Here is an 18,631-nt window from a genome sequence, read left to right as displayed (position 1 = left end):
GTTTGTTCCTCTCACCTGATCTAAATACTTCTCTGAACGAGCCACCGCTGCTACGGTCTCAGATGGAAGCGAGCGAGTGGATACCTGCGGGAGCGCTCCCAATCCGCCGCCATTCGCCATCCGTCGTTCGTTGCAAGACGCTCCCGCTCGTGCCAGCCGCCGTCCCCGCGTCGATCGCTCGGTCGCTCTCCTCGGCTCTGAAGACCGTCCCTCCGACCACCTGTCCATCGATAACCGCCAACGCGTCGACGACTTCCTCCGGACCACCGGGATAGGCCACCTCGATCAGCGATTCGGTGTCGTCCGACTCGTAGAGTACTGCGTCCGCACCACCGCCCCAGGCGGGCGGCGCGTCGGACGCTGCGGAAGCGTACAGGCGGCCGTCGTGAGCGAGCGCTTTCCGGAAGTACGGGCGGTCGTCGGTGTCGAGGCGGGACCACTCCTCACCCCAGTTTGCCGTGTGGTAGAGACCACCCGATTGTATTCCATCGACGCCCAGATATCCGGTCGAGACGATGAAATCCTCCGGAGAGAGCATGTGCACGTGGTGGACGTCGTCCGGAACCGGATCGTCCTGCTCGACCCAGCTCTCTCCACTATCGTTGCTTAGATGCAGTTTTCCAGCCTCAATGCCGACGACGATCCTCTCTGGAGCACTCGGATGGATTCCGAGACCACGGAGCCGGGGTGGGATATCACCGGGAGCAGTCCACTTCGACCGTGAGGGTTGTTCTTGGAGGGTTTCGACTTCGGACCACGTTCGTCCACGGTCGGTGGAGCGATACAGGCGAGCCGGTGCTGTCCCTGCATACAGCTCCGTCGCCGTTGCACGTACCGACCACACTGACTCGGTCGGTACTTCGAGGTCGTTCCACGATTCGCCGTTATCGACCGAGTGATACAACCCCGATGTCGTCGCCGCGAATACCTCATCCGGGGTCTCGGCGGTTCGTATCTCGGTTATGAACCCCGCGTCGAGAACCCGTTCGACGGTTTCGAATGGGATGCTCTTTGCTCGATAGACGCCGTCCGATGTTCCGAGTAACACTGTCATGATTCGATGATTCCGAGTTCGGTGTGGGCGATTTGTCGAGAACGCTATTCTCGGTGTGATGCCTTTTCGACCGGTTACGCGTCTTGAACGCTGGTCGCAGCGACGTTTCGGGGTTGCTGGTCACGGTATTCGTCCTTCCACGAGAGGCCGAGTTCGTTCCATGATTCCCCGGAATCCGTCGAGCGGTAGAGACCGTGGTTCGTCAGGGCGTAGAACGTCCTCGGCTCGTCGGATACCGTGGCGAGCACTGGTACGAACAGCCCAGTCGGGTCCGGAAAGCCCTCCGTACATCGCTGCCAGGGTTCCTCACCCTGTCGTCGGTACGCGACCGAGTAGGGGTCGTTGGGTTCGTCGTGCGTTCGGATCGCTTCGTCCTCAACGTCGTGTGCTCGCCCCGCACCCAGCGAGGACGTTAGCACACGACTGTCCGGGTTGCCGGGGTCGACTGCGACGGCCCACCCATAGGTATGTTCGATCCCGTCGGCGGAATATAGCCACGACTCGCCGCCATCGGTGCTTTCCCCGTAGGTATGGCCATCCTCTACCTGACCATCCCCCGCGGCGGCGTACACTCGACCCGGTGCATCCGGGTGAGTCGTGAGCGTGTGCGCATCGAATGGTCCATCGGGTACACCATCAACCCAGGTCTCACCACGGTCGGGGGTCGTCACCACCGCTCCGGCTTCGATACTGACGTAGAGCCGTTCAGGGTCGTTCGGGTCGGGTTCGATCCAGCGAACGTGGTGAGTATCAGGACGTCCGGGGAATGACCACTCAGTCGCCGAATCGAGGTCGGTGAGTCCCGAACATTCTCTCCATGTGTCCCCACCGTCATCCGATCGGTAGACCATGCTTGGTTCCGTCCCTGCATAGACGGTTCCATAGTCCTGTGAGTGGTCTTCCGCAGCGACGGCGACCGCCATAACTCGTGACGAGGAGAACTCGGAGCTAATCCGTGACCAAGAATCGCCACCATCGACTGTTCGCCAGAGTCCATCGTTGAACGTCCCGAGGTACGCACGCTCGGGAGCGTATGGATCGACGGCAACGGCGTACGGACGTTCATTGCTGTCGAAGTGTTGGTTGATGTCCCAATTCCCACCCTGCTCCTCGATCACGAGCAAGGTGTAGTCCAATGCGGCGTAAATTTGCGTTGTCATGTTGGTATTGCTTTGGTCACCGAATCCGTTCTGTTTTGCTCAATCTTGCGAGACTGTTCGAAGCTCTTGTGGCTGCAACAAGGGAATAGCTCTATGAGGGCGACTATTCCTCGCTGAGCACGATCGAATAAACAGTGCTCAGGAAAGACGGTTTGTTGGTTCGCTATTCAAACAGCTCGACAGCTTGGTCGTAGCGATCCGTAGGTTCGTCCCAGTCGACGACTTCAAAGAACGCGTCGATGAAGTCGCCTCTGGCGGGTCCGTAGTCGTAGTAGTACGAATGCTCCCAAACATCGAGAGCGAGAATCGGGTGGCTCCCCCAGAGCGCGCCCTGATCGTGCTTGTCCACAACTACATTGTGGAGTTCTTCAGAGAAGCTGTCATAGACTAAGAGTGCCCATCCGCTTGCGTTGGAGGCCGCGGCCTCGAATTCGCCTTTCCAGGCTTCATAAGAGCCGAAGTCTTGTTCGATGCGATCAGCGAGCGTTCCCGTTGGCTCATTGCCCCCTTCCGGACTCATGTTCTTCCAGAAGAGGTCGTGGAGCATGTGCCCCGACCCGTTGTGGGTCACGTTCCGCAGTGCCGACCCGGAAGACCCGAAGTCGCCACTTTCCCGATTCTCCTCAAGTGTTTCTTCGGCACTGTTCCAGCCGTTGACATAGCCCTGATGATGGGTATCATGGTGCCACGTCAGTACCTGTTCACTGATATGCGGTTCAAGCGCGTCGTAGTCGTATGGGAGCGACGGAAGTTCGTAGTCTGCCATTCGTATCGACAATAGTGACCACGAGCGAGAGAAGTATGAGCGTTCCCTGTAATCTAATTTGGTAACCAAGCTATCACAATCTCACATCATTACCTATGCTATGAGTACAGCTGCAACAGCATTCGTTCCATACCTTGATTAAATAATCCTCATTTCATGCGTTGAACTCCGCCGGACTTATAGCTCTGTTTTCCATATAGAAAACCACATCCTAGCAGTAGGATGTATGGTCATCAAATCTTGGTGGCCGAACCACATCGTAGTTGATGGCAACCGTGGCCGGCATCACCACGGGAGACTCCATTACTCATTTTTCATCATGAATGGGAATGAGATCAGCTCTGAGATTAACATTATCTCCTGGTGTTCACGAACTTGCGTCGGCCCATTCGATCTCAACAACACCCTGAGTCCGCCCACGCAGTTGCGTCCGGGCAGCGATCTCGAAAACCCGGTTCGTCGCGTCTGGTGTTTTGAGGGCCGCGACCATGAGTCGGGCGACGTCAGCACGTGGGATCGATCCGGCTACCGTCGGCCCGCCCTCCCCAACGACGACATCTCCAGTTGCAGGGGCGTCGGTCAATCTTCCGGGCCGCAAGATCGTGTACGTGAGATCCGAAGCCTGCAGGTGGCGCTCGCCCTCATTTTTAGCGGTGAGAACCCGCCCAAGGAGTAATCGGAACCATCCCGGTGCGCCCGACTTCGAGGAACCGACGCCGATCGCGGATGCGAGCACGAATCGGGAGACGTCAGCCTCGCTCGCAGCGTCGACGAGGTTCTCGACGCCAACCCCATCTACGAGATCGCTCCAAAATATCGACGGTCGCGACGAGGCACCGACCGTACATAAAATTGCATCGCAGCTCTCAACAGCATGACGCGCGTCAGCGCGACGCATGATATCGCCGACAACGACTTCGTCCGCACCCATCACTTTGAGTGTCTCGGATTTTTCGGATGAACTCGTGAGCGCGATAACGGTATACTCACGCTCGCGCAACAAAGAAAGCAATTCTCGACCAGTCTTCCCGCTCGCTCCGGCCACCAGTACCCGATCAGGGCGATCTGACATAGTAAGATTCTCCTATCGTTTTCCAGTCGGCAAATGGACTTAAGTCCTTCCGAAGTCGAACCGAGAGCGGCGACATACGCCCGTGCAATCGTTCCAAAGAATGAGTCCGTTCTCAACATAGAGCTATTCGGAGAGTCGGATCCGCGAGACTGGGGGGGTTGTACTGTCGTCAGTTAGTTGAAGGTGCAGAGGAGTCATCGATCTGACTAGACGCCGTCGTCTCTTCGACCTGTGTGTAGACGAGTATGACTCCGATTGCGGCCAACGCCGCACCAAAGACGAAAGGAGTGACGAAACCGTACCGTATCAAAAAACCGGATGCGAGCTGACCGAACGAAATGCCAAGCCCGAACGCGACCGTAAGCATCGACAACTGAGCGCCGGATTGGCCCGACTTCGCGAGATCACCGGCTAATGCGAGCGCGGGTGCGAACACCATGGCGGCTGACGCACCTTGGAACAGCCGTGCGATGATCATCTGCCATGGAGCAACGACCAGGCCCTGAACGACTGTCGTCGGAACCAGCAGCACGAGGCCGATAATGATGAACACCCGTCTCCCGTAACGATCACTGACTCGGCCGATCAGCGGCTGGACGAGCGAGAGGGTGACGATCAGCGCTGCGAATTCGATCCCGAACAATGTCGGCCCCTGATCGAGGTATGTGTTGAGCTGTGCCTCGATCGGGGCGATCAGTGCGATACACATCGACATGAACAGCGTCGCCATCCCAAGCGTGAAGACCGGATCGAGGACGTGATCATCACGTGCCCTGACTGCGAGTGCCAACTCGTCGGATGTCGGGGATGTTTCCGCCGGATCGTGAACGAAAGCACTCACGAGTGCAATGCTGAGCAGCGCCGAGAGGGTCGCGATATAGAACGCAGCGTCGAACCCACTCACTTCGCCGACGATTGGGAGTAGGTACGGACCTGCGGCCACGACGACACCAGCAGCGAGCGGGCCCGCACCGAACCCGATCAGTCGAAGTGAATTGTACGTCCCCATGTTTCCGCCACGGTTCTCGTTGGCACTGAGTTCGTTGACGAGCGCAATCGAGGCTGTGATAGTGAGTGCGCCGCCGATCCCTTGGATCACCCGAACCGCGAGTAGTCCCGTATAATCTCCAGTGAGCGAAAACGCGAAATTCGAGGCTGCAAGGAGAAGCAGTCCGGCGATGACGAACGCTCTGCGCCGTCCCGCACGATCTGAGAGTCGACCGGCGATCGGTTGGGCAACGCTACTGGCTATTCCGAACAGAGCGAGTACGAGTCCCGTGATAAATGACTCTGTTAGCCCGAAGCCATCCCCGGTAATGGTGGCACTCGCGATATATAACGGGAGGACAACGATGAGAAACGAGTTCCCGAGTGCATCGGCCATCCGGGCGATACCCAGTACGACAACTCGATTATCGGTACCCATCACCATCTGTCTCTTCCTGAGCCCGATCGTAGGGAGCTACTATTTGTACATTTCATTCTACTGGTTCAATTGTTGTCATCCATTCCCGAACAGCTGACCGGATGAATCGGTATCTTGGAAGAAATCGTATCCGTCGGAAAGAATTGATTGCCGACTCTAATCGGGCCGGGGGTCTGTCTTGTGTTCTCCATATTGTCAGCAAGCATTTTCCATTTGGAAAGCAGGTTGAAGACTGTTTCGAAGTGGTGTGCAGACGCTCAATAGAAAGAGCCTCCAGTGGTCAATCCAGACACAGCAAATGAAATGTGCGGTAGTTTACTCGTCTTGACTGGTGGGGAGGGACTGCTATCCCCCCCCCTTCCTTAGGGATGATCAACCACGGAATCCTGGCATATGGGAATCCGGAAAAACGGTCTATATATGGCAGGTCATGGTCGACTATGGATCGCCGACAGATCTTGAAAGTCGCTGGATTCGCGGCAACCGGTGGGTTAACTGGACTGACTGGCTGCAGCAGTTCGAGTGCAGGGGGAGACGGAAATACGGATTCTGGAGAAACCGGGAATACGAATTCATCGTCAAACGGAGAAACGAATACTATTCTGATGATAACGGAAGGAAGTGAATACTACTTCGATCCTATCGGGCTTTTCGTCGAATCCGGCGAGACGATTACGTTCGAGAACGACAGCGGCGGTCACTCCGCAACAGCATACCAGGAAGGAACCGGGTCGGCATCAGTGACACGTATTCCTGACGGCGCTGAAGCATGGGACAGTGGAGTTCTCAGTCAACCGAATGCGACCTTTGAGTATACCTTTGAAACGGCGGGAACCTACGATTACTTCTGCACACCACACAAAAGCCTTGGCATGGTCGGTCGAGTAGTTGTCAACGAACCCGGTGGTCCTGCTGAGGGGAGCATGCCCCAGGATGGCGACGTCCCTGAAAGCCAAACGATCGTCGACCAGAGAACGGTCTCATACAGTGACTTCTCGGACTGACTAAGCAGACCTCGCATAGCGAGGAGTCAAACGACGGATGACTCTCGCAGTGGGATATATGAAAGGTTGTATGAGGACATAAACGGTGGATCATTGAGTCGTCTCCATTGTGGATCACCCTCATCAGTCTCTGGGGATTTTACCTAAAGATCGAACCGCTAGGTCACGATCGAACGAGATAGTGACTCGCATACTACTGTTGTTGTAAGTAGCAGCGGTCAGATCTGAAAAGCTACCCACCGACAATCGTTCTTGTGATCAATTAACCAAGTGTGTCCCATCTCGCGTTTGTTCGAACCGCATACGCCAGATTGACGGATTCCCATCCCCCAGGAATCCACCGCGTCCTCTTTCGATGTGCCCTCGCAACTGTGCCAGAGCGAGCGAAGAGACTTGAGATCCGACTTCATGACGAATACGCCACTGAAACAAGAGGACGGTCATAGAGAGGGACAGCACTCACACGCCGAATCTCGGTCGCGGTCATCGTGTCCAGAATGTGATGGACAGACCGTTCGCGACGGCGAACACGGTGTGGCCATCTGCGGGGAATGCTCCCCGGTGGGCGACGCAGCCTCAGTCGACCGGGTGTCTGAATGGGGAGCGTTCTTCGACAGTGGGACCACGCGAGAAGAGCTGCCCCGAGAGCGTCGACGATAAGACTCACACATGATGCCGGATTCAATACAATGGTCCGCCGGAAGAGGAAGAACCGTAATCCAATCCTATCTCCCGAACCTACGTCGAAACCAGAAAGATGGTAGATGATTCAGCGTTGTCTGAGGACTCCCCATCACTGCAAAGGGTCCTCGATGCGCTGAACGACGACGACTGCCGCGATATCCTCCGTGAAATAGCTGAACCCATGACCGCAACCGAACTCATCGAGACCTGTGAGATCCCTCAATCAACAATGTACCGAAAACTGGAACGCCTCAGTCAGGCGTCGCTCGTCCGTGGACGAGACACAATCAATCCCGGCGGAGGGCGAACCACGAAGTATACCCGAGATTTTAATGACGTGAAGATATCCGTCAACGAAGATGGCGACTTCTCAGTAACGGTCGAACGACCGGCGCGGAAGACCGAAGAGCGCCTCGCGGATATCTGGTCGAGGATGGGGAACAACCTATGATCTGGGTGGAAACGGCTATCGTCGTCGTGAAGACGATGATTCTGCTGCTCGGGAGCGCTATTACGTTTATCGCATATAAAGCGTATCGCCAAACGGGAGCGCCCTCACTTCGTGCACTCGGGGTCGGGTTCGGTGTAATGACGTTTGGTGCGCTGCTGGCAGGTATCGCGGATCAACTCTTCGGGGTTTCCCTCGAAATGGGTGTCCTCCTCAACAGCGTTATCGTTGGTAGTGGGCTTGCAATCATTCTATACTCGCTTTACCTTGAACGAGGTTGAAACCAGCCAGAGCGAGGCAAACCCGTTGTGAGGAGGAGAATTCGGTCGCAGCATAGGACGTAGAATGCCGAAATCTATCGGTTGGTGGAGTGTCTGGGTTGTGGACGGGATGGAACCAATGGTGGCTATCGAATTCGCTGGGCCCTATTCAACGTCAGTTATGGCCTGATAGCGGGCACTATCACATCTCTACTAATGATTTCAGTAGATACTTACGCTAGTTTCCATATGGAAAACCATGGACGCTGCGATAGATGATAATACACTCACACACAGAAGGACGATGTGTGCCGGTAGTTTTCTGGGATCCACTTTTGAAAGGACAGGGCCATCCGTGTCTGTCCGTGGCACGCATCGATCAGTATGCCTGATGGAATCGGTTACCGATTCGAAATGATCTCATGTAATAGCCGAACCGGGAGGAGTCACTAATGGCCGCAAAACGAGTTGTCGGTGCACAATACGGGTATTTCATTGCGGCAGGTCTCTTCTTCGCTGGCGTTCTCTTACAGACGTATATCGCTGGGATGGCAGTATTCATCGACCCGGAACATTGGGAACTCCACACGAGTTTCGTGCACCTCATTGAAGTCTTACTTCTTCCAATGCTCGTTTTCGGGTACGTCGGTCAGCTCCCACGGCTGCTGATAGGCGCACCTTTCGGCTTGTTCATCCTCATTGGAATCCAGTATATGACGGCCGGAAATTTCGGGTCGCTTGTCTCAGCCATTCATCCTGTTAATGCTATCTTCATGTCGATCTTAACGCTATGGATGGCGAAGGAATCTTGGGAACGAATAGACACACCATTGTAACGATTTAGAAAAAACATCAGTCGATGACTACGGATGCTGGCACAGGTCTGATTTATTGTGCACGGACGACAGAAATGCTGTCAGATGACCTCACACTCAGAGTCATGTGCATCTTTCCACTGAACCGAGATTTGGAAAGGATTTGAGCCTGTTTCCGCCTAGAAAATGGTGGTAAGAACCCTATGTCCGAACACAAACGACGACCTCTGTGCGACAACGATACGTTCGAAATGAATAGCCCTGAATAGGTCTTCAAACCAGTTCTACAATGCGATCTTTGACTAGAAGGAATTCATGAGTTGTGACAAACAACTGTCTGATCGTCCTAATACCCGGCTTGATGAGCTATTTCAGGTGAGTACCGCTCACACAGATTTATGATTCGAGCGAGAATATAAATAAATATAGCAACTGAACATGTCGACGCAATCCGCCACATGAGAGCCGAAGCGCCCGGTCATCGATCGGCTCATTGCGCTCAACCTCGTTTTTGGTGCCGTGGCGGTCGTCATGCTAACGCGTGCGCTCAGTTCAAACGTGAATCGTGCAGAGGAAGCGCGCGACGACCATGGTTTCCATCGACTGCGCTCGATCCGTGATGTCTCAGAGATGGACTATCCTTCCTCGAGAATAGGACAGAGTTCAATCAATCCTTGATACCACTAACGGACTGGTTCTCCTTACCGATCAAATCATCGTTTTGGACGTTGTCGGGTGCATTATCGACAACGCCTTTCTTCCAAGTCCCTCGCAAGAAGTAGAGACCGGCAGCCAGTACCATCAGTACGTTTGCTACCGCTTCCCCGTACCAAACGCCGGTCGCTCCGAGCGCGAGCGGTTCGACGAAGAGATATGCCAGTAACCCACGGAATACGAGGAACCCGAGGATGGCGAATAGCATCGCGGTCCGGGTGCTGCCACTCCCCCGAAACCCGCCCTGAACGACGTAAAACGCGCCCAAAAACACGTATGTAACACCGACGATCTGTAGATATTCGGATCCGAGTTCGATGACCGCTGCGGAGCTCGCGCCAGTGACGAACACGCCAACGATCGTACTTGCGGACATGAAGATAGCTGCGCTCAGAACGACCAGACAGGCGACAATGATACCGACGGCGGCGAGGACACCCTGTTCCGCTCGCTCCGATTGATTCGCCCCTAAGTTCTGCCCGACAGCAGCCTCGACCCCACGCTGTAACCCGATCGCGGGGAGCACGATCAGCGATGTAATGCGAGTGCCGATCCCGTACGCAGCGACGGCTTCGGCCCCAGCGATGGCGACTAAGGCAGTTAGGACGGTCGTACTGAGGGCGATGGTACTCTGTTCGATGCTTGCGGGCGTTCCAATTTCGATGATCTTTCGGACGGTCTTGGAGCGGAGCTTGAAATCAGCCAGCGAGAGGGAGATCCCCACGCGTCCGGATAGCAGGAGCCAAATACCGAGAACGGCTCCGATCCCCCGCGAGCTGATTGTCGCTAGCGCGGCCCCCTGCACACCCCAGCCAGCGAATCCAGTCACCGTATACAGCGATTCTTCTAACGATTCGAGTCCGAGTACGCCAAAGAGGATGTTGTTCTCGAAGCCTAGAATAAAGAGGGGATCGGCGAGCACGTTGAGGATGACCCCAAACAGCATGAGATACAGCGGCGTCCGAGAATCCCCCCATCCTTGTAGCAACGACTGAAAGATGAAAAATGCGAAGACGAACGGAATGCCGAGAAACATGGTCCGAGTGTACTCCAACGACAAGACATACTCCTCTGTTCCGGGAATCGCGCCGACCAACTGGAGCATGTTCGGCGCGAAGAGGTATCCACTGCCCGACAAAATCACGGACAGCAATACGATGAACGAGATTGTTTGACCCGCAACATGACCGATCCGGTCCTCGTTCCCTGCGCCTTTGTTCTGTGCGACTAGTACTGTGCCCGCAACGGTGAAGCCAGCCGCGAGACTGATGATGAGAAAAATGATCGACCACGAAAACGAGATTGCAGACACCGCCGCCTGGCCGAGCCGCCCGACCCAAAAGGTATCCGCGAGATTGTAGCCGACTTGCAGGAGATTGGTAAGGACGATCGGGATCGAGAGGACGATGAGTGGTTTCACCAACGCGCCATCGACGAGGTCGACCGACCGATCGCGGCCCGGTCCTCGGCTCATAGTATTTCTCTATAGTGTCGTCTCGGTTCGAGTAGTTGCTGGAGGCTACGTCTCATGTACATTAGAAGTATGTTAGAACCCGAATCGTCCCCGTATCAAGACGACTGTTGTTCGGCCCCTGATGATCTCCTGTCGATAGATCAGCTGTTTGCCAATGGAGCTCTCCGTGCCGTAAGCCTTCTCCGCTCGGGCCTCTTCCAGGGGATACGCGACCTTTTCGAGACGAGCGTTCGCCGTCTTGAGGTCGGGGACGATTTTGTTGCTACCCGAGACGAGTACGAGGTTTTCAGCAGCGTAGGGATAGGCACCGATGCGCGCGCTTCCGTGATCCGCTGCGACCAGTTCACCAGTTCGAGCGACCGCATTGACACTGCCCAAGAAGTAGTCCGCTGTCAGTGCCGTTCGACGGCTACGTTGGCGTTCCTCTCGGTCCTCGATGCGCTGAATTTCCCCACGAAGGTTCTCCCAATTGTGGTCGCCATCCATGAGGTATTCGATGAATCCGATCTCATCGAGAGTGTTCGAATGACCCGTCATGACGGACATGTCGGCAGGAATTCGCGATCGGATCGTTTCTAGGGCCTCGCCAGCTGAATCAGTGACGACAACCGAGAATCCCCGTTCCTCTAGGTTTTCTACAGTCGTCTCGATCACGGCATCAGATGGAACTTCGTCTAGTGAACTACTATACGAGATCGTGTCCTTCAGATTAGCGTTCGGGTCGGACATTTTCATCTACTTTTCCGTATGGAAAACACCGGTAAATAGGTGTCGGGATTGAACCATCTCATCCTCGGATAGTAGCGACTGAAATCCCTCTTATCACAATATAGACCTGCCTCCGGTAAGAGACGTTAGAGCCGGTCTATCTCGACAGTGATATCCATGGATTAGCGCTCGACACCGGTCGGTTCCGAACGTCGAAGCGGTTCAAGCAACGTCTCGATATCATTTTCGCGATCAAGATAGGTCGTTCCGTAGTACGTGCCGTTGTGGGTTAATATCAAACGTTCACGACCGCGACACCTTCCCGCACGAACTGATTAGACTCGAGCTCGTCAACGATGAACTTGGCCAGATCGTCCCGCGTCGTCGTATTACTCTCCGGGATACTGTAGCCGACTTTCGCCCGATACTCCCCGGTTCCTTCCTCGTCGGTCAACCCGGACGGCCGAACGACCGTCCACTCCAAGTTGGTGTCCATAATGCGGTCTTCCATGCGCTTCATGTCAGTGTACTCTCCTCTCAGCAAGACTCGTTTGATAAGCAATTCGTAGAAAATCGAATTCTTCCTGTCCCAGCCAGGGTATGTGCCTCCACTAGTAATGGCGATGAGACGCGAAAGGCCGTAGGTTTCCATTGCTCGAATGATGTTCTCGATGCCTTCGGAGTACAACTCGACACTACCGAACCGCTCTCCCTTACCGACAGTGGAAATGATCGCGTCCTGTCCCTCGAACACATTCGCAAACGAATCGTAGTTCAAGACATCACCCCGTACCAGCGTGAGTTGCGCGTGGGTTAGCTCCATTTTCGATGGGGTTCGAGCGATCCCTGTCACTGCGTGGCCTTCGTCGAGCGCTCGCTTGACCACCCTTCGTCCCGACCGTCCCGTGGCTCCAAAGACTACTACCTTCATCGATCAGTCCCCCTCGCTCGTACTCGTCATTATTCCGCTTACGGCCTCTCCTCGAGGGTGGTTCTGCTGACAGAATCGTTGTAAATCCATACGTGTTTTCCGTTCGGAAAACGCGCTTATGTATCTTCTGAACTCCCGTGCCACATCTGCAGATCTCACATCTCGTTTTCCGAATGGAAAACTACTTGTTCTCTATCTCTCATTGTACTGGTATGGCCCAACGGATCTATGCAACAGTCTCCGATCAGCTCCTCACAGCAACGCAAGAGGAGGATCAGTGGGTGGTCGAGACAGCCCTCCACGGCAAGTATCCACGTGCTGTCGCGGCCGACCCCGAGGACCCGGAGCTCGCTTTCTGTGGGACCACTGAGGATGGTCTCTGGCGGACGACGGACGGTGGCGAGAGCTGGTCAAGCATCGGGGATGTGATCACCCATGAACGGGTCACATCGGTCTCCTTGGACAGAAGAGGGGACACTAGAGGAAGGGGAGGTGTGTGGGTTGGAACCGAACCAAGTACGATCTATTACTCCGAGGACGACGGTGAAACGTGGACCGAAAAGTCCGGATTGACCGACCTCCATTCAGAACCGGATTGGTCGTATCCACCACGACCCGAGACTCATCATGTCCGCTGGATCGAAACCGACCCGAACAATCCCGACCAAGTATACGTCTCGGTTGAACAAGGTGCATTCGTCCAGTCGCCCGACCGCGGTAAGACATGGACCGATCGAATTCCTGGGAGCCCGCGTGACGCCCATACGATCGCAATGCACGCCGATGCTCCGGACCGGCTCTATGCAGCCGATGGATTAGGGTTTATCTTCCCTGGACACGGGTACTATGAGAGTGCCAATGGGGGAAAAACGTGGACGACGCCGAACGATGGCCTCGATCATCAGTATTTGTGGGGACTCGCCGTCGATCCTGGGGACCCGAGTCGTGTCCTCGTGAGCGCAGCAGCGAGTCCCGAAACAGCACATGTACCTAAGGTCTCCGAGTCGTACATTTACCGCCGCGAATCCGATAGAACTTGGACACAGTGTCAGGAAGGCCTGCCGAACCCTGAAGAGACGGTTGTCCCCGTTCTCGCAACGAACGACGATGAGCCAGGGGTGTTCTTTACCCTCACAGATCGGGGGATATATCGGTCGGACGATGCAGGTGAAACATGGGAACGACTCGACATCGAATGGGAGGAGCCCTCTTCAGCATTCCCTGGTCGTCGAGGACCTAACATTGGACCTACTGGGCTATCCATCGTCTGATCGAGACAGGGTGCTCCAGATACCTCGTTCGAAGGATTGCCACGCGTTTATTATTGAATCCCTCATAGAATAGGTATGGCTTATCGATTCGTTCGGGCCCACCCGAAATTCAGCCGACTGCCCGCGCTCCGAAAGCGACTCGACAATAGTGAGATCGAACGGATGAACCCGTACGGTCGAGCGATGACGAAATCACTGAACGATCTCCGCTTCGACCCGGAGACGGGAGAGGCGCTGTGGGTTGAGGAGGATTATTGCACGCCACCACTCGCAATGGAACGCGAAGTACTGGACCAGTACTTCGACGATCTCATAATTGTGGAAGCGGATGTCAACGAAACAGAGGGATGGGAACGGATCGAGGAATACCCCTTACTGTGGGACGAGATCACTGGGGAGGCATGAACGCCCCTTGCGTAAGCTCAATGAATGATTGGGCTGAACATCCCCCATCGTTATTTGGATTAACCTCCTCGAACGAAACTACTCGATATGACGACAACCGGTAAACCACAGATCCCCGACGACACCTACGAGGACCTGATGCAAGCGACCGCTCGTGCGTTATGCGAACACGGGTATAGTCGCCTTCGTGTTCGAGACATCGACGAGTATTTCGGAAAGAGCCGCCAGCTCATCAATCATTACTATGACGGAAGAGATGACCTCATTGAGGCGGTCCTCAAATATCTGCTGGCGGAATACGAGCGTGGTATCGCGGTCGGGGATGATGTTGACCCCGAGCAACAACTACACAGTTATATTCAGCAATTTCTCTATGGACCAGACATCGAGGACTTCGACCACTGGGCATTCGTTATGGTACTCATTGAACTCCGTTCACAGGCACAGCATTACCCACACCATCAGAAATTACACATGGAGAACTATCGCCATCTCAGAGCGACTCTGATCACCATCATTGAGAGAGGCATCGAGGAGGGTACCTTTCGGGATATCGATGCAGACATCTTTGCAACCGCAATTATGCATGTCATCTCTACGTCTCGTATGCGGAAAGTATGTCTTGGAGACGAGGAAGCGATCGAAGATGGACGTAGAATCCTCAATGCCATAATCCTCCCAGCACTGCTAAACGAACCAAAAGCAGACTAACCGAAGGCAGAACCGCTTGGTTGAGGAGGCGGTATCTGGATAGAAATTAGCAGTCGTATTCATTCATTTTCAAAGGGAGCTGTTATTGCTCTATAAATTGCGAAGAAAGATGTCTCGAACGAGTACCTTTTCGACACTCCTTAAGAACAGATAATCCTCCTTCCCAACTTCGGAATACGAATTGTTTTGCTACTTGTTTCGGTAAGCATCATCGATACAATCGTTGATCGGGCCATCGACCTATTGGAAGATGACTTTTTTCGTCATGTTGGCGGCCTTAATTCGGCCCGCATTCTCTCGTACTGCAGCCTGATACCAACTGGAGTCCTGCCCGTTGTAGGACGCACGTAGAGGGCGTCATCGACTCGAACAGACCAGATCCACGTTGGAGTGCCGTAGGTTTCCTCATCCTCCCGAAATGGGGCGATGTGAAGGTCGTTGGATTCGGCGATGGCGCTGAGATCGTCTTCTGTCCATGTACTCATCGTTGCCCTCACATCGAAATTCGCGGAATATAGTTGGATGACGGTTCAGCTGTATGGCGCTCGATCAGTTATTCGATTCCGGGTTGTACTCTTCGTTGGTGACTTGTTCAAGCCATGTGACGGCCTCTCCATCCTGTTGTTCTTGGATTGCGATGTGGGTCATGGCTTTTTCCGGTCGTGCGCCGTGCCAGTGTTTTTCGTCCGCTGGAAACCAGACGACGTCGCCCGCACGAACTTCCTCAATCGCGCCATCTTCGCGCTGGACAAGTCCGAAACCACTCGTAATGACAAGCTGCTGCCCTATTGGGTGAGTGTGCCATGCAGTGCGTGAAGCCGGTTCGAACGTGACGCTCGCTGCGGCAGCCCGGGCTTCATCTTGTGGATTGAACAAGGGGTCAATTCGAACGTCTCCAGTGAAGTAGTCGCTGGGCCCTTCGTAAGACGGAAGTGACGCGCCGTGTGTTATTTCCATTCTATTTTCCTCATCTGTATTTAGATCCCCCTACGATTTGGTCTCTGTGCTAGTGGGTAAACCCATTCAAGTGATCTTGAGTGGGACCGATCATAGATCCGTCATATCTCTAATTTACTCACTTGGACAAAGCAAATTCATACAAAGTGTAGTAACAGCACTCACTGCGACAAGTGAACAGCGTAGCCAACCGTTACGCAAGTGAGAACGCTCCCGTCAGGTAGCCAAAAAGGGAGTAAAGAAGACGACTCCGAAGTGGAAAAACTTTTTACTACTTATATGGGCTAACTGGATAGCATAACCAATATCTCATCTTGTAACGTCGATATAGATAATGTCTGAGAAATATGGCTACAACGGTTCAACCGACGGTGTACCAAGTGCCTCTACTCACATTGGAACAGTCATAGTCACAGGTGCAAACAGCGGACTTGGGTTCGAGGTGACGAGAGCCCTCGCCGAGCAAGGCGCACATATCGTAATGGCATGTCGGAGCATCGAACGTGGCGAGGAAGCAAAGCAAAAAATAGAATCAGAATTCCTGGGAGCATCGCTGACGGTGCACGAACTCGACCTCGCCGATCTCGATTCGGTCGCGGCGTTCGCTGAGTGGTTCAAGTCGACACATGATGGGCTCAACGTGCTCTGCAACAACGCAGGTGTGATGGCTATTCCACGGCAAGAAACGGCGGATGGCTTTGAGTACCAGTTCGGCGTAAACTACCTCGGTCATTTCGCGCTCACCGCCCACCTCCTTCCGATCATGCAGCAGACCACGGGCGAGTCACGTGTCGTCATGCAGAGTAGCGTTGGGCACAGAAACGGCGAGATAGACTTCGATGATCTTCAGGGCGAGGAATCGTACAGCGCGTGGGATGCATACGGACAGTCGAAACTCGCAAATCTCCTCTTCGCGTACGAGCTCGACCGCCGCCTCCACGTCGCGAAAGCCAGCGTGAAGAGCTTAGGCTGCCACCCGGGTGCCTCCACGACGAATCTCGTGCACTACAGCGCCGAACAGGGTGGGTTTCGCCTCGATCTTCGGTTGATGAGCCTCATGAACGCTATACTCGCCCAGAGTGCCGAACGTGGTGCAGAGCCGATGGTCTATGCTGCGACTGACCCTGGCATCGAGGGTGGTGAATACGTCGGCCCTGATGGACTCATGAATATGCGTGGTGACCCGATGCTCCAGCCATCGAGCGAGCGTTCCTACAATGAGGAACTCGCCCGCCGCCTTTGGGACGTGTCTGAGGACCTCACTGGCGTTTCATTCGAACTCCCTGGACCGAATTAGAGCTATACTCGGCTTTAGAACGAAGACGCCAATATCAGACTGAGCATCATGACTGAATTCAATTTGAGCCTCGAAGCGCTCGGGATAGTGTATGATACTTCTATCAAAGACCGATCCCAGAATGTCCGCTTGGAGATCATCTGACTGAAAGGTGCTTCATCTCTCATTTTTGTCAATCCAATGCGGACCGCTACTTGTAGATACTAGCAGGTTAGAGTTAGAATGAACAAAATAGGCTCCCAATAGTCTCCCGTATCAGAATGATAGATACTGGAAACATATCACTAATCGAAACAGTACGCCACAACGGATCGACTACCGCCCCAGACTGTACACTCACAATTCCGGACGCTTTCACGACTACGGGGAACCAGGTGGCCATCGTATGACGTCGCCAGAGGACGCTATCGATGCTGGGAAAAAATGACGTCGCCGTGTCGGTGTACGAGGGCATCACGTATGCCCACCGCGACGCTGGCGAACTCAAGCTTGATTTGTACGTCCCTGATATTGAGGCGCCCTCGCTTGTCGTGTATCTTCACGGTGGGGGGTGGATAATGGAAACACGCACCAACATCCCAGACCCGAAGCGATATGCCGCCGAGATGGGAATCGCCATCGCGAGTGTGGACTACCGGCTCTCTGAGATACCTGAGGGGGCCAAACTACCGTTCGAGGTCGACCCCGAGAATCCGGTGCCGCGCGGCGACTTCCCCAACCATTTCGTCGACGTGAAGGCATCGATCCGATGGCTCCGGGCACACGCCGAGGAGTACGGCTACGACGCGACCCAAATCGCGACATGGGGAGCATCGGCTGGTGGCCATCTCGCTCTCCTCGCAGGGGTCGTCGACGACGTCACGGACCTCGCAGGAGACGCTTTCCCTGACGCCGACTTCGAGAAGTCGGTGGCGCCCCACGAATCGAGCGCTATTCAGGCTGTCGTCTCCTGGTACGGGCCGACGGATTTCTCGGGTGGTCCCGACGATCAATCCCATCCGGCGTCACTCCTGCTCGGCGGGCCGAAATCCGAACGCGAGGACGCGTATATGACAGCAAGTCCAATTACGCACGTGTCACTGGAGAGCCCACCGATGCTCCTCATACATGGGCGAGAAGACGGACTTTGTCCGGTCGAACACAGTCGACGGTTGTTCGAGACACTCGACGAGAACAGTGTCGATGCTGCCTTCTATGAACTGTACGGAGTGGACCATACGTTCGTCCGTGAGGGCGAGGAACTCAATTCCGAGCGTAACGCGATGGATCGCCTCACCGCAGAGCCGACGCCTGCCCAATCGATTCGCCAGACAACACATGTTGACGAGGGTGCCACTGGTAAACGGCTAATAAGGGGAACCCCGATAGCAGGACCAGCAGCCATCGCTCGATTTCTCGACCGAACCATCGGGTGATCAAACGTTTTGATTACAGATAAGCCAATGAGAGCCTTTCAGAGGTGTGACGCGATGGT

Annotated in this window: 18 protein-coding genes and 1 pseudogene; 9 read left to right on the top strand and 10 right to left on the bottom strand. The window is 54.7% G+C overall.

All coding sequences use genetic code 11. The features are described from left to right. Window positions 1-58 precede the first annotated feature (58 nt). The 5 genes from D3261_RS03695 to D3261_RS03675 all read right to left on the bottom strand — a co-directional run bounded on the left by D3261_RS03695 (window position 59) and on the right by D3261_RS03675 (window position 5,436). Window positions 59-1,054, bottom strand: coding sequence for a glycosyl hydrolase (locus D3261_RS03695; protein WP_120069055.1), 996 nt, complete (start codon window positions 1,052-1,054; stop codon window positions 59-61). Between the two features lie 74 nt (window positions 1,055-1,128). Continuing rightward, window positions 1,129-2,214 (bottom strand): glycosyl hydrolase, encoded by a 1,086-nt coding sequence (locus D3261_RS03690; protein WP_120069052.1) that lies wholly within the window; start codon window positions 2,212-2,214, stop codon window positions 1,129-1,131. A 163-nt stretch (window positions 2,215-2,377) separates the two neighbouring features. After that, entirely contained in the window at window positions 2,378-2,980 is a 603-nt protein-coding gene (gene sod / locus D3261_RS03685; RefSeq protein WP_120069049.1) for a superoxide dismutase, read from the bottom strand. A gap of 367 nt (window positions 2,981-3,347) precedes the next feature. Next, a complete protein-coding gene (locus D3261_RS03680; protein WP_120069047.1) occupies window positions 3,348-4,052 on the bottom strand; it encodes an NAD(P)-binding oxidoreductase in 705 nt (234 codons plus the stop codon). 169 nt (window positions 4,053-4,221) lie between these two features. Continuing rightward, window positions 4,222-5,436 carry an MFS transporter gene (locus D3261_RS03675; RefSeq protein WP_199693906.1) on the bottom strand — a complete coding sequence of 405 codons (1,215 nt, stop codon included), beginning with the start codon at window positions 5,434-5,436 and terminating at the stop codon, window positions 4,222-4,224. Window positions 5,437-5,918: 482 nt separating this feature from the next. On the opposite strand from D3261_RS03675, the gene D3261_RS03670 reads away from it, so the two are divergent. The 4 genes from D3261_RS03670 to D3261_RS03655 all read left to right on the top strand — a co-directional run bounded on the left by D3261_RS03670 (window position 5,919) and on the right by D3261_RS03655 (window position 8,710). Then, window positions 5,919-6,482 carry a plastocyanin/azurin family copper-binding protein gene (locus D3261_RS03670; protein ID WP_120069042.1) on the top strand — a complete coding sequence of 188 codons (564 nt, stop codon included), beginning with the start codon at window positions 5,919-5,921 and terminating at the stop codon, window positions 6,480-6,482. 757 nt (window positions 6,483-7,239) lie between these two features. Then, entirely contained in the window at window positions 7,240-7,617 is a 378-nt protein-coding gene (locus D3261_RS03665) for a helix-turn-helix domain-containing protein (RefSeq protein ID WP_120069040.1), read from the top strand. Then, window positions 7,614-7,895 carry a hypothetical protein gene (locus D3261_RS03660; RefSeq protein WP_120069037.1) on the top strand — a complete coding sequence of 94 codons (282 nt, stop codon included), beginning with the start codon at window positions 7,614-7,616 and terminating at the stop codon, window positions 7,893-7,895. Before D3261_RS03665 ends, D3261_RS03660 begins: the two co-directional genes overlap by 4 nt. Window positions 7,896-8,326: 431 nt before the next feature. Beyond that, a complete protein-coding gene (locus D3261_RS03655) occupies window positions 8,327-8,710 on the top strand; it encodes a DUF6220 domain-containing protein (RefSeq protein WP_120069034.1) in 384 nt (127 codons plus the stop codon). Between the two features lie 646 nt (window positions 8,711-9,356). Here the strand turns inward: D3261_RS03655 and D3261_RS03650 are convergent. From D3261_RS03650 to D3261_RS03640, 3 genes are all read right to left on the bottom strand, one after another. Continuing rightward, complete coding sequence (locus D3261_RS03650) at window positions 9,357-10,877, bottom strand: MATE family efflux transporter (RefSeq protein WP_120069031.1); 1,521 nt, start codon at window positions 10,875-10,877, stop codon at window positions 9,357-9,359. A 72-nt stretch (window positions 10,878-10,949) separates the two neighbouring features. Then, window positions 10,950-11,606, bottom strand: a complete 657-nt coding sequence (locus D3261_RS03645; RefSeq protein WP_120069256.1) for a lactate utilization protein — start codon at window positions 11,604-11,606, stop codon at window positions 10,950-10,952. 274 nt (window positions 11,607-11,880) lie between these two features. Then, window positions 11,881-12,516, bottom strand: coding sequence for an NAD(P)-dependent oxidoreductase (locus D3261_RS03640; RefSeq protein ID WP_120069028.1), 636 nt, complete (start codon window positions 12,514-12,516; stop codon window positions 11,881-11,883). A gap of 212 nt (window positions 12,517-12,728) precedes the next feature. On the opposite strand from D3261_RS03640, the gene D3261_RS03635 reads away from it, so the two are divergent. From D3261_RS03635 to D3261_RS03625, 3 genes are all read left to right on the top strand, one after another. After that, entirely contained in the window at window positions 12,729-13,787 is a 1,059-nt protein-coding gene (locus D3261_RS03635) for a glycosyl hydrolase (protein ID WP_158589346.1), read from the top strand. A 183-nt stretch (window positions 13,788-13,970) separates the two neighbouring features. Beyond that, the gene (locus D3261_RS03630; protein WP_233553864.1) at window positions 13,971-14,192 is read left to right on the top strand and encodes a hypothetical protein; all 222 of its coding nucleotides are present in this window, start codon (window positions 13,971-13,973) and stop codon (window positions 14,190-14,192) included. An 87-nt stretch (window positions 14,193-14,279) separates the two neighbouring features. Next, window positions 14,280-14,903 (top strand): TetR/AcrR family transcriptional regulator, encoded by a 624-nt coding sequence (locus D3261_RS03625; protein WP_120069020.1) that lies wholly within the window; start codon window positions 14,280-14,282, stop codon window positions 14,901-14,903. Window positions 14,904-15,143: 240 nt separating this feature from the next. Here D3261_RS03625 and D3261_RS21020 read toward each other — a convergent pair. Next, window positions 15,144-15,388: pseudogene (locus D3261_RS21020) on the bottom strand (DUF2255 family protein). Window positions 15,389-15,452: 64 nt separating this feature from the next. Continuing rightward, complete coding sequence (locus D3261_RS03615; RefSeq protein WP_120069018.1) at window positions 15,453-15,860, bottom strand: cupin domain-containing protein; 408 nt, start codon at window positions 15,858-15,860, stop codon at window positions 15,453-15,455. A 334-nt stretch (window positions 15,861-16,194) separates the two neighbouring features. Here D3261_RS03615 and D3261_RS03610 point away from each other — a divergent pair, with 334 nt between their 5' ends. Further along, window positions 16,195-17,157 carry an oxidoreductase gene (locus D3261_RS03610; RefSeq protein ID WP_120069016.1) on the top strand — a complete coding sequence of 321 codons (963 nt, stop codon included), beginning with the start codon at window positions 16,195-16,197 and terminating at the stop codon, window positions 17,155-17,157. Between the two features lie 410 nt (window positions 17,158-17,567). Continuing rightward, the gene (locus D3261_RS03605) at window positions 17,568-18,572 is read left to right on the top strand and encodes an alpha/beta hydrolase (RefSeq protein WP_120069013.1); all 1,005 of its coding nucleotides are present in this window, start codon (window positions 17,568-17,570) and stop codon (window positions 18,570-18,572) included. The last annotated feature ends 59 nt before the right edge of the window (window positions 18,573-18,631 follow it).

The organism is Halococcus sp. IIIV-5B (assembly GCF_003602035.1).
GTDB classification, from domain to species: Archaea; Halobacteriota; Halobacteria; order Halobacteriales; family Halococcaceae; genus Halococcus; species Halococcus salsus.
This window is presented reverse-complemented; position numbering and strand designations above follow the sequence as displayed.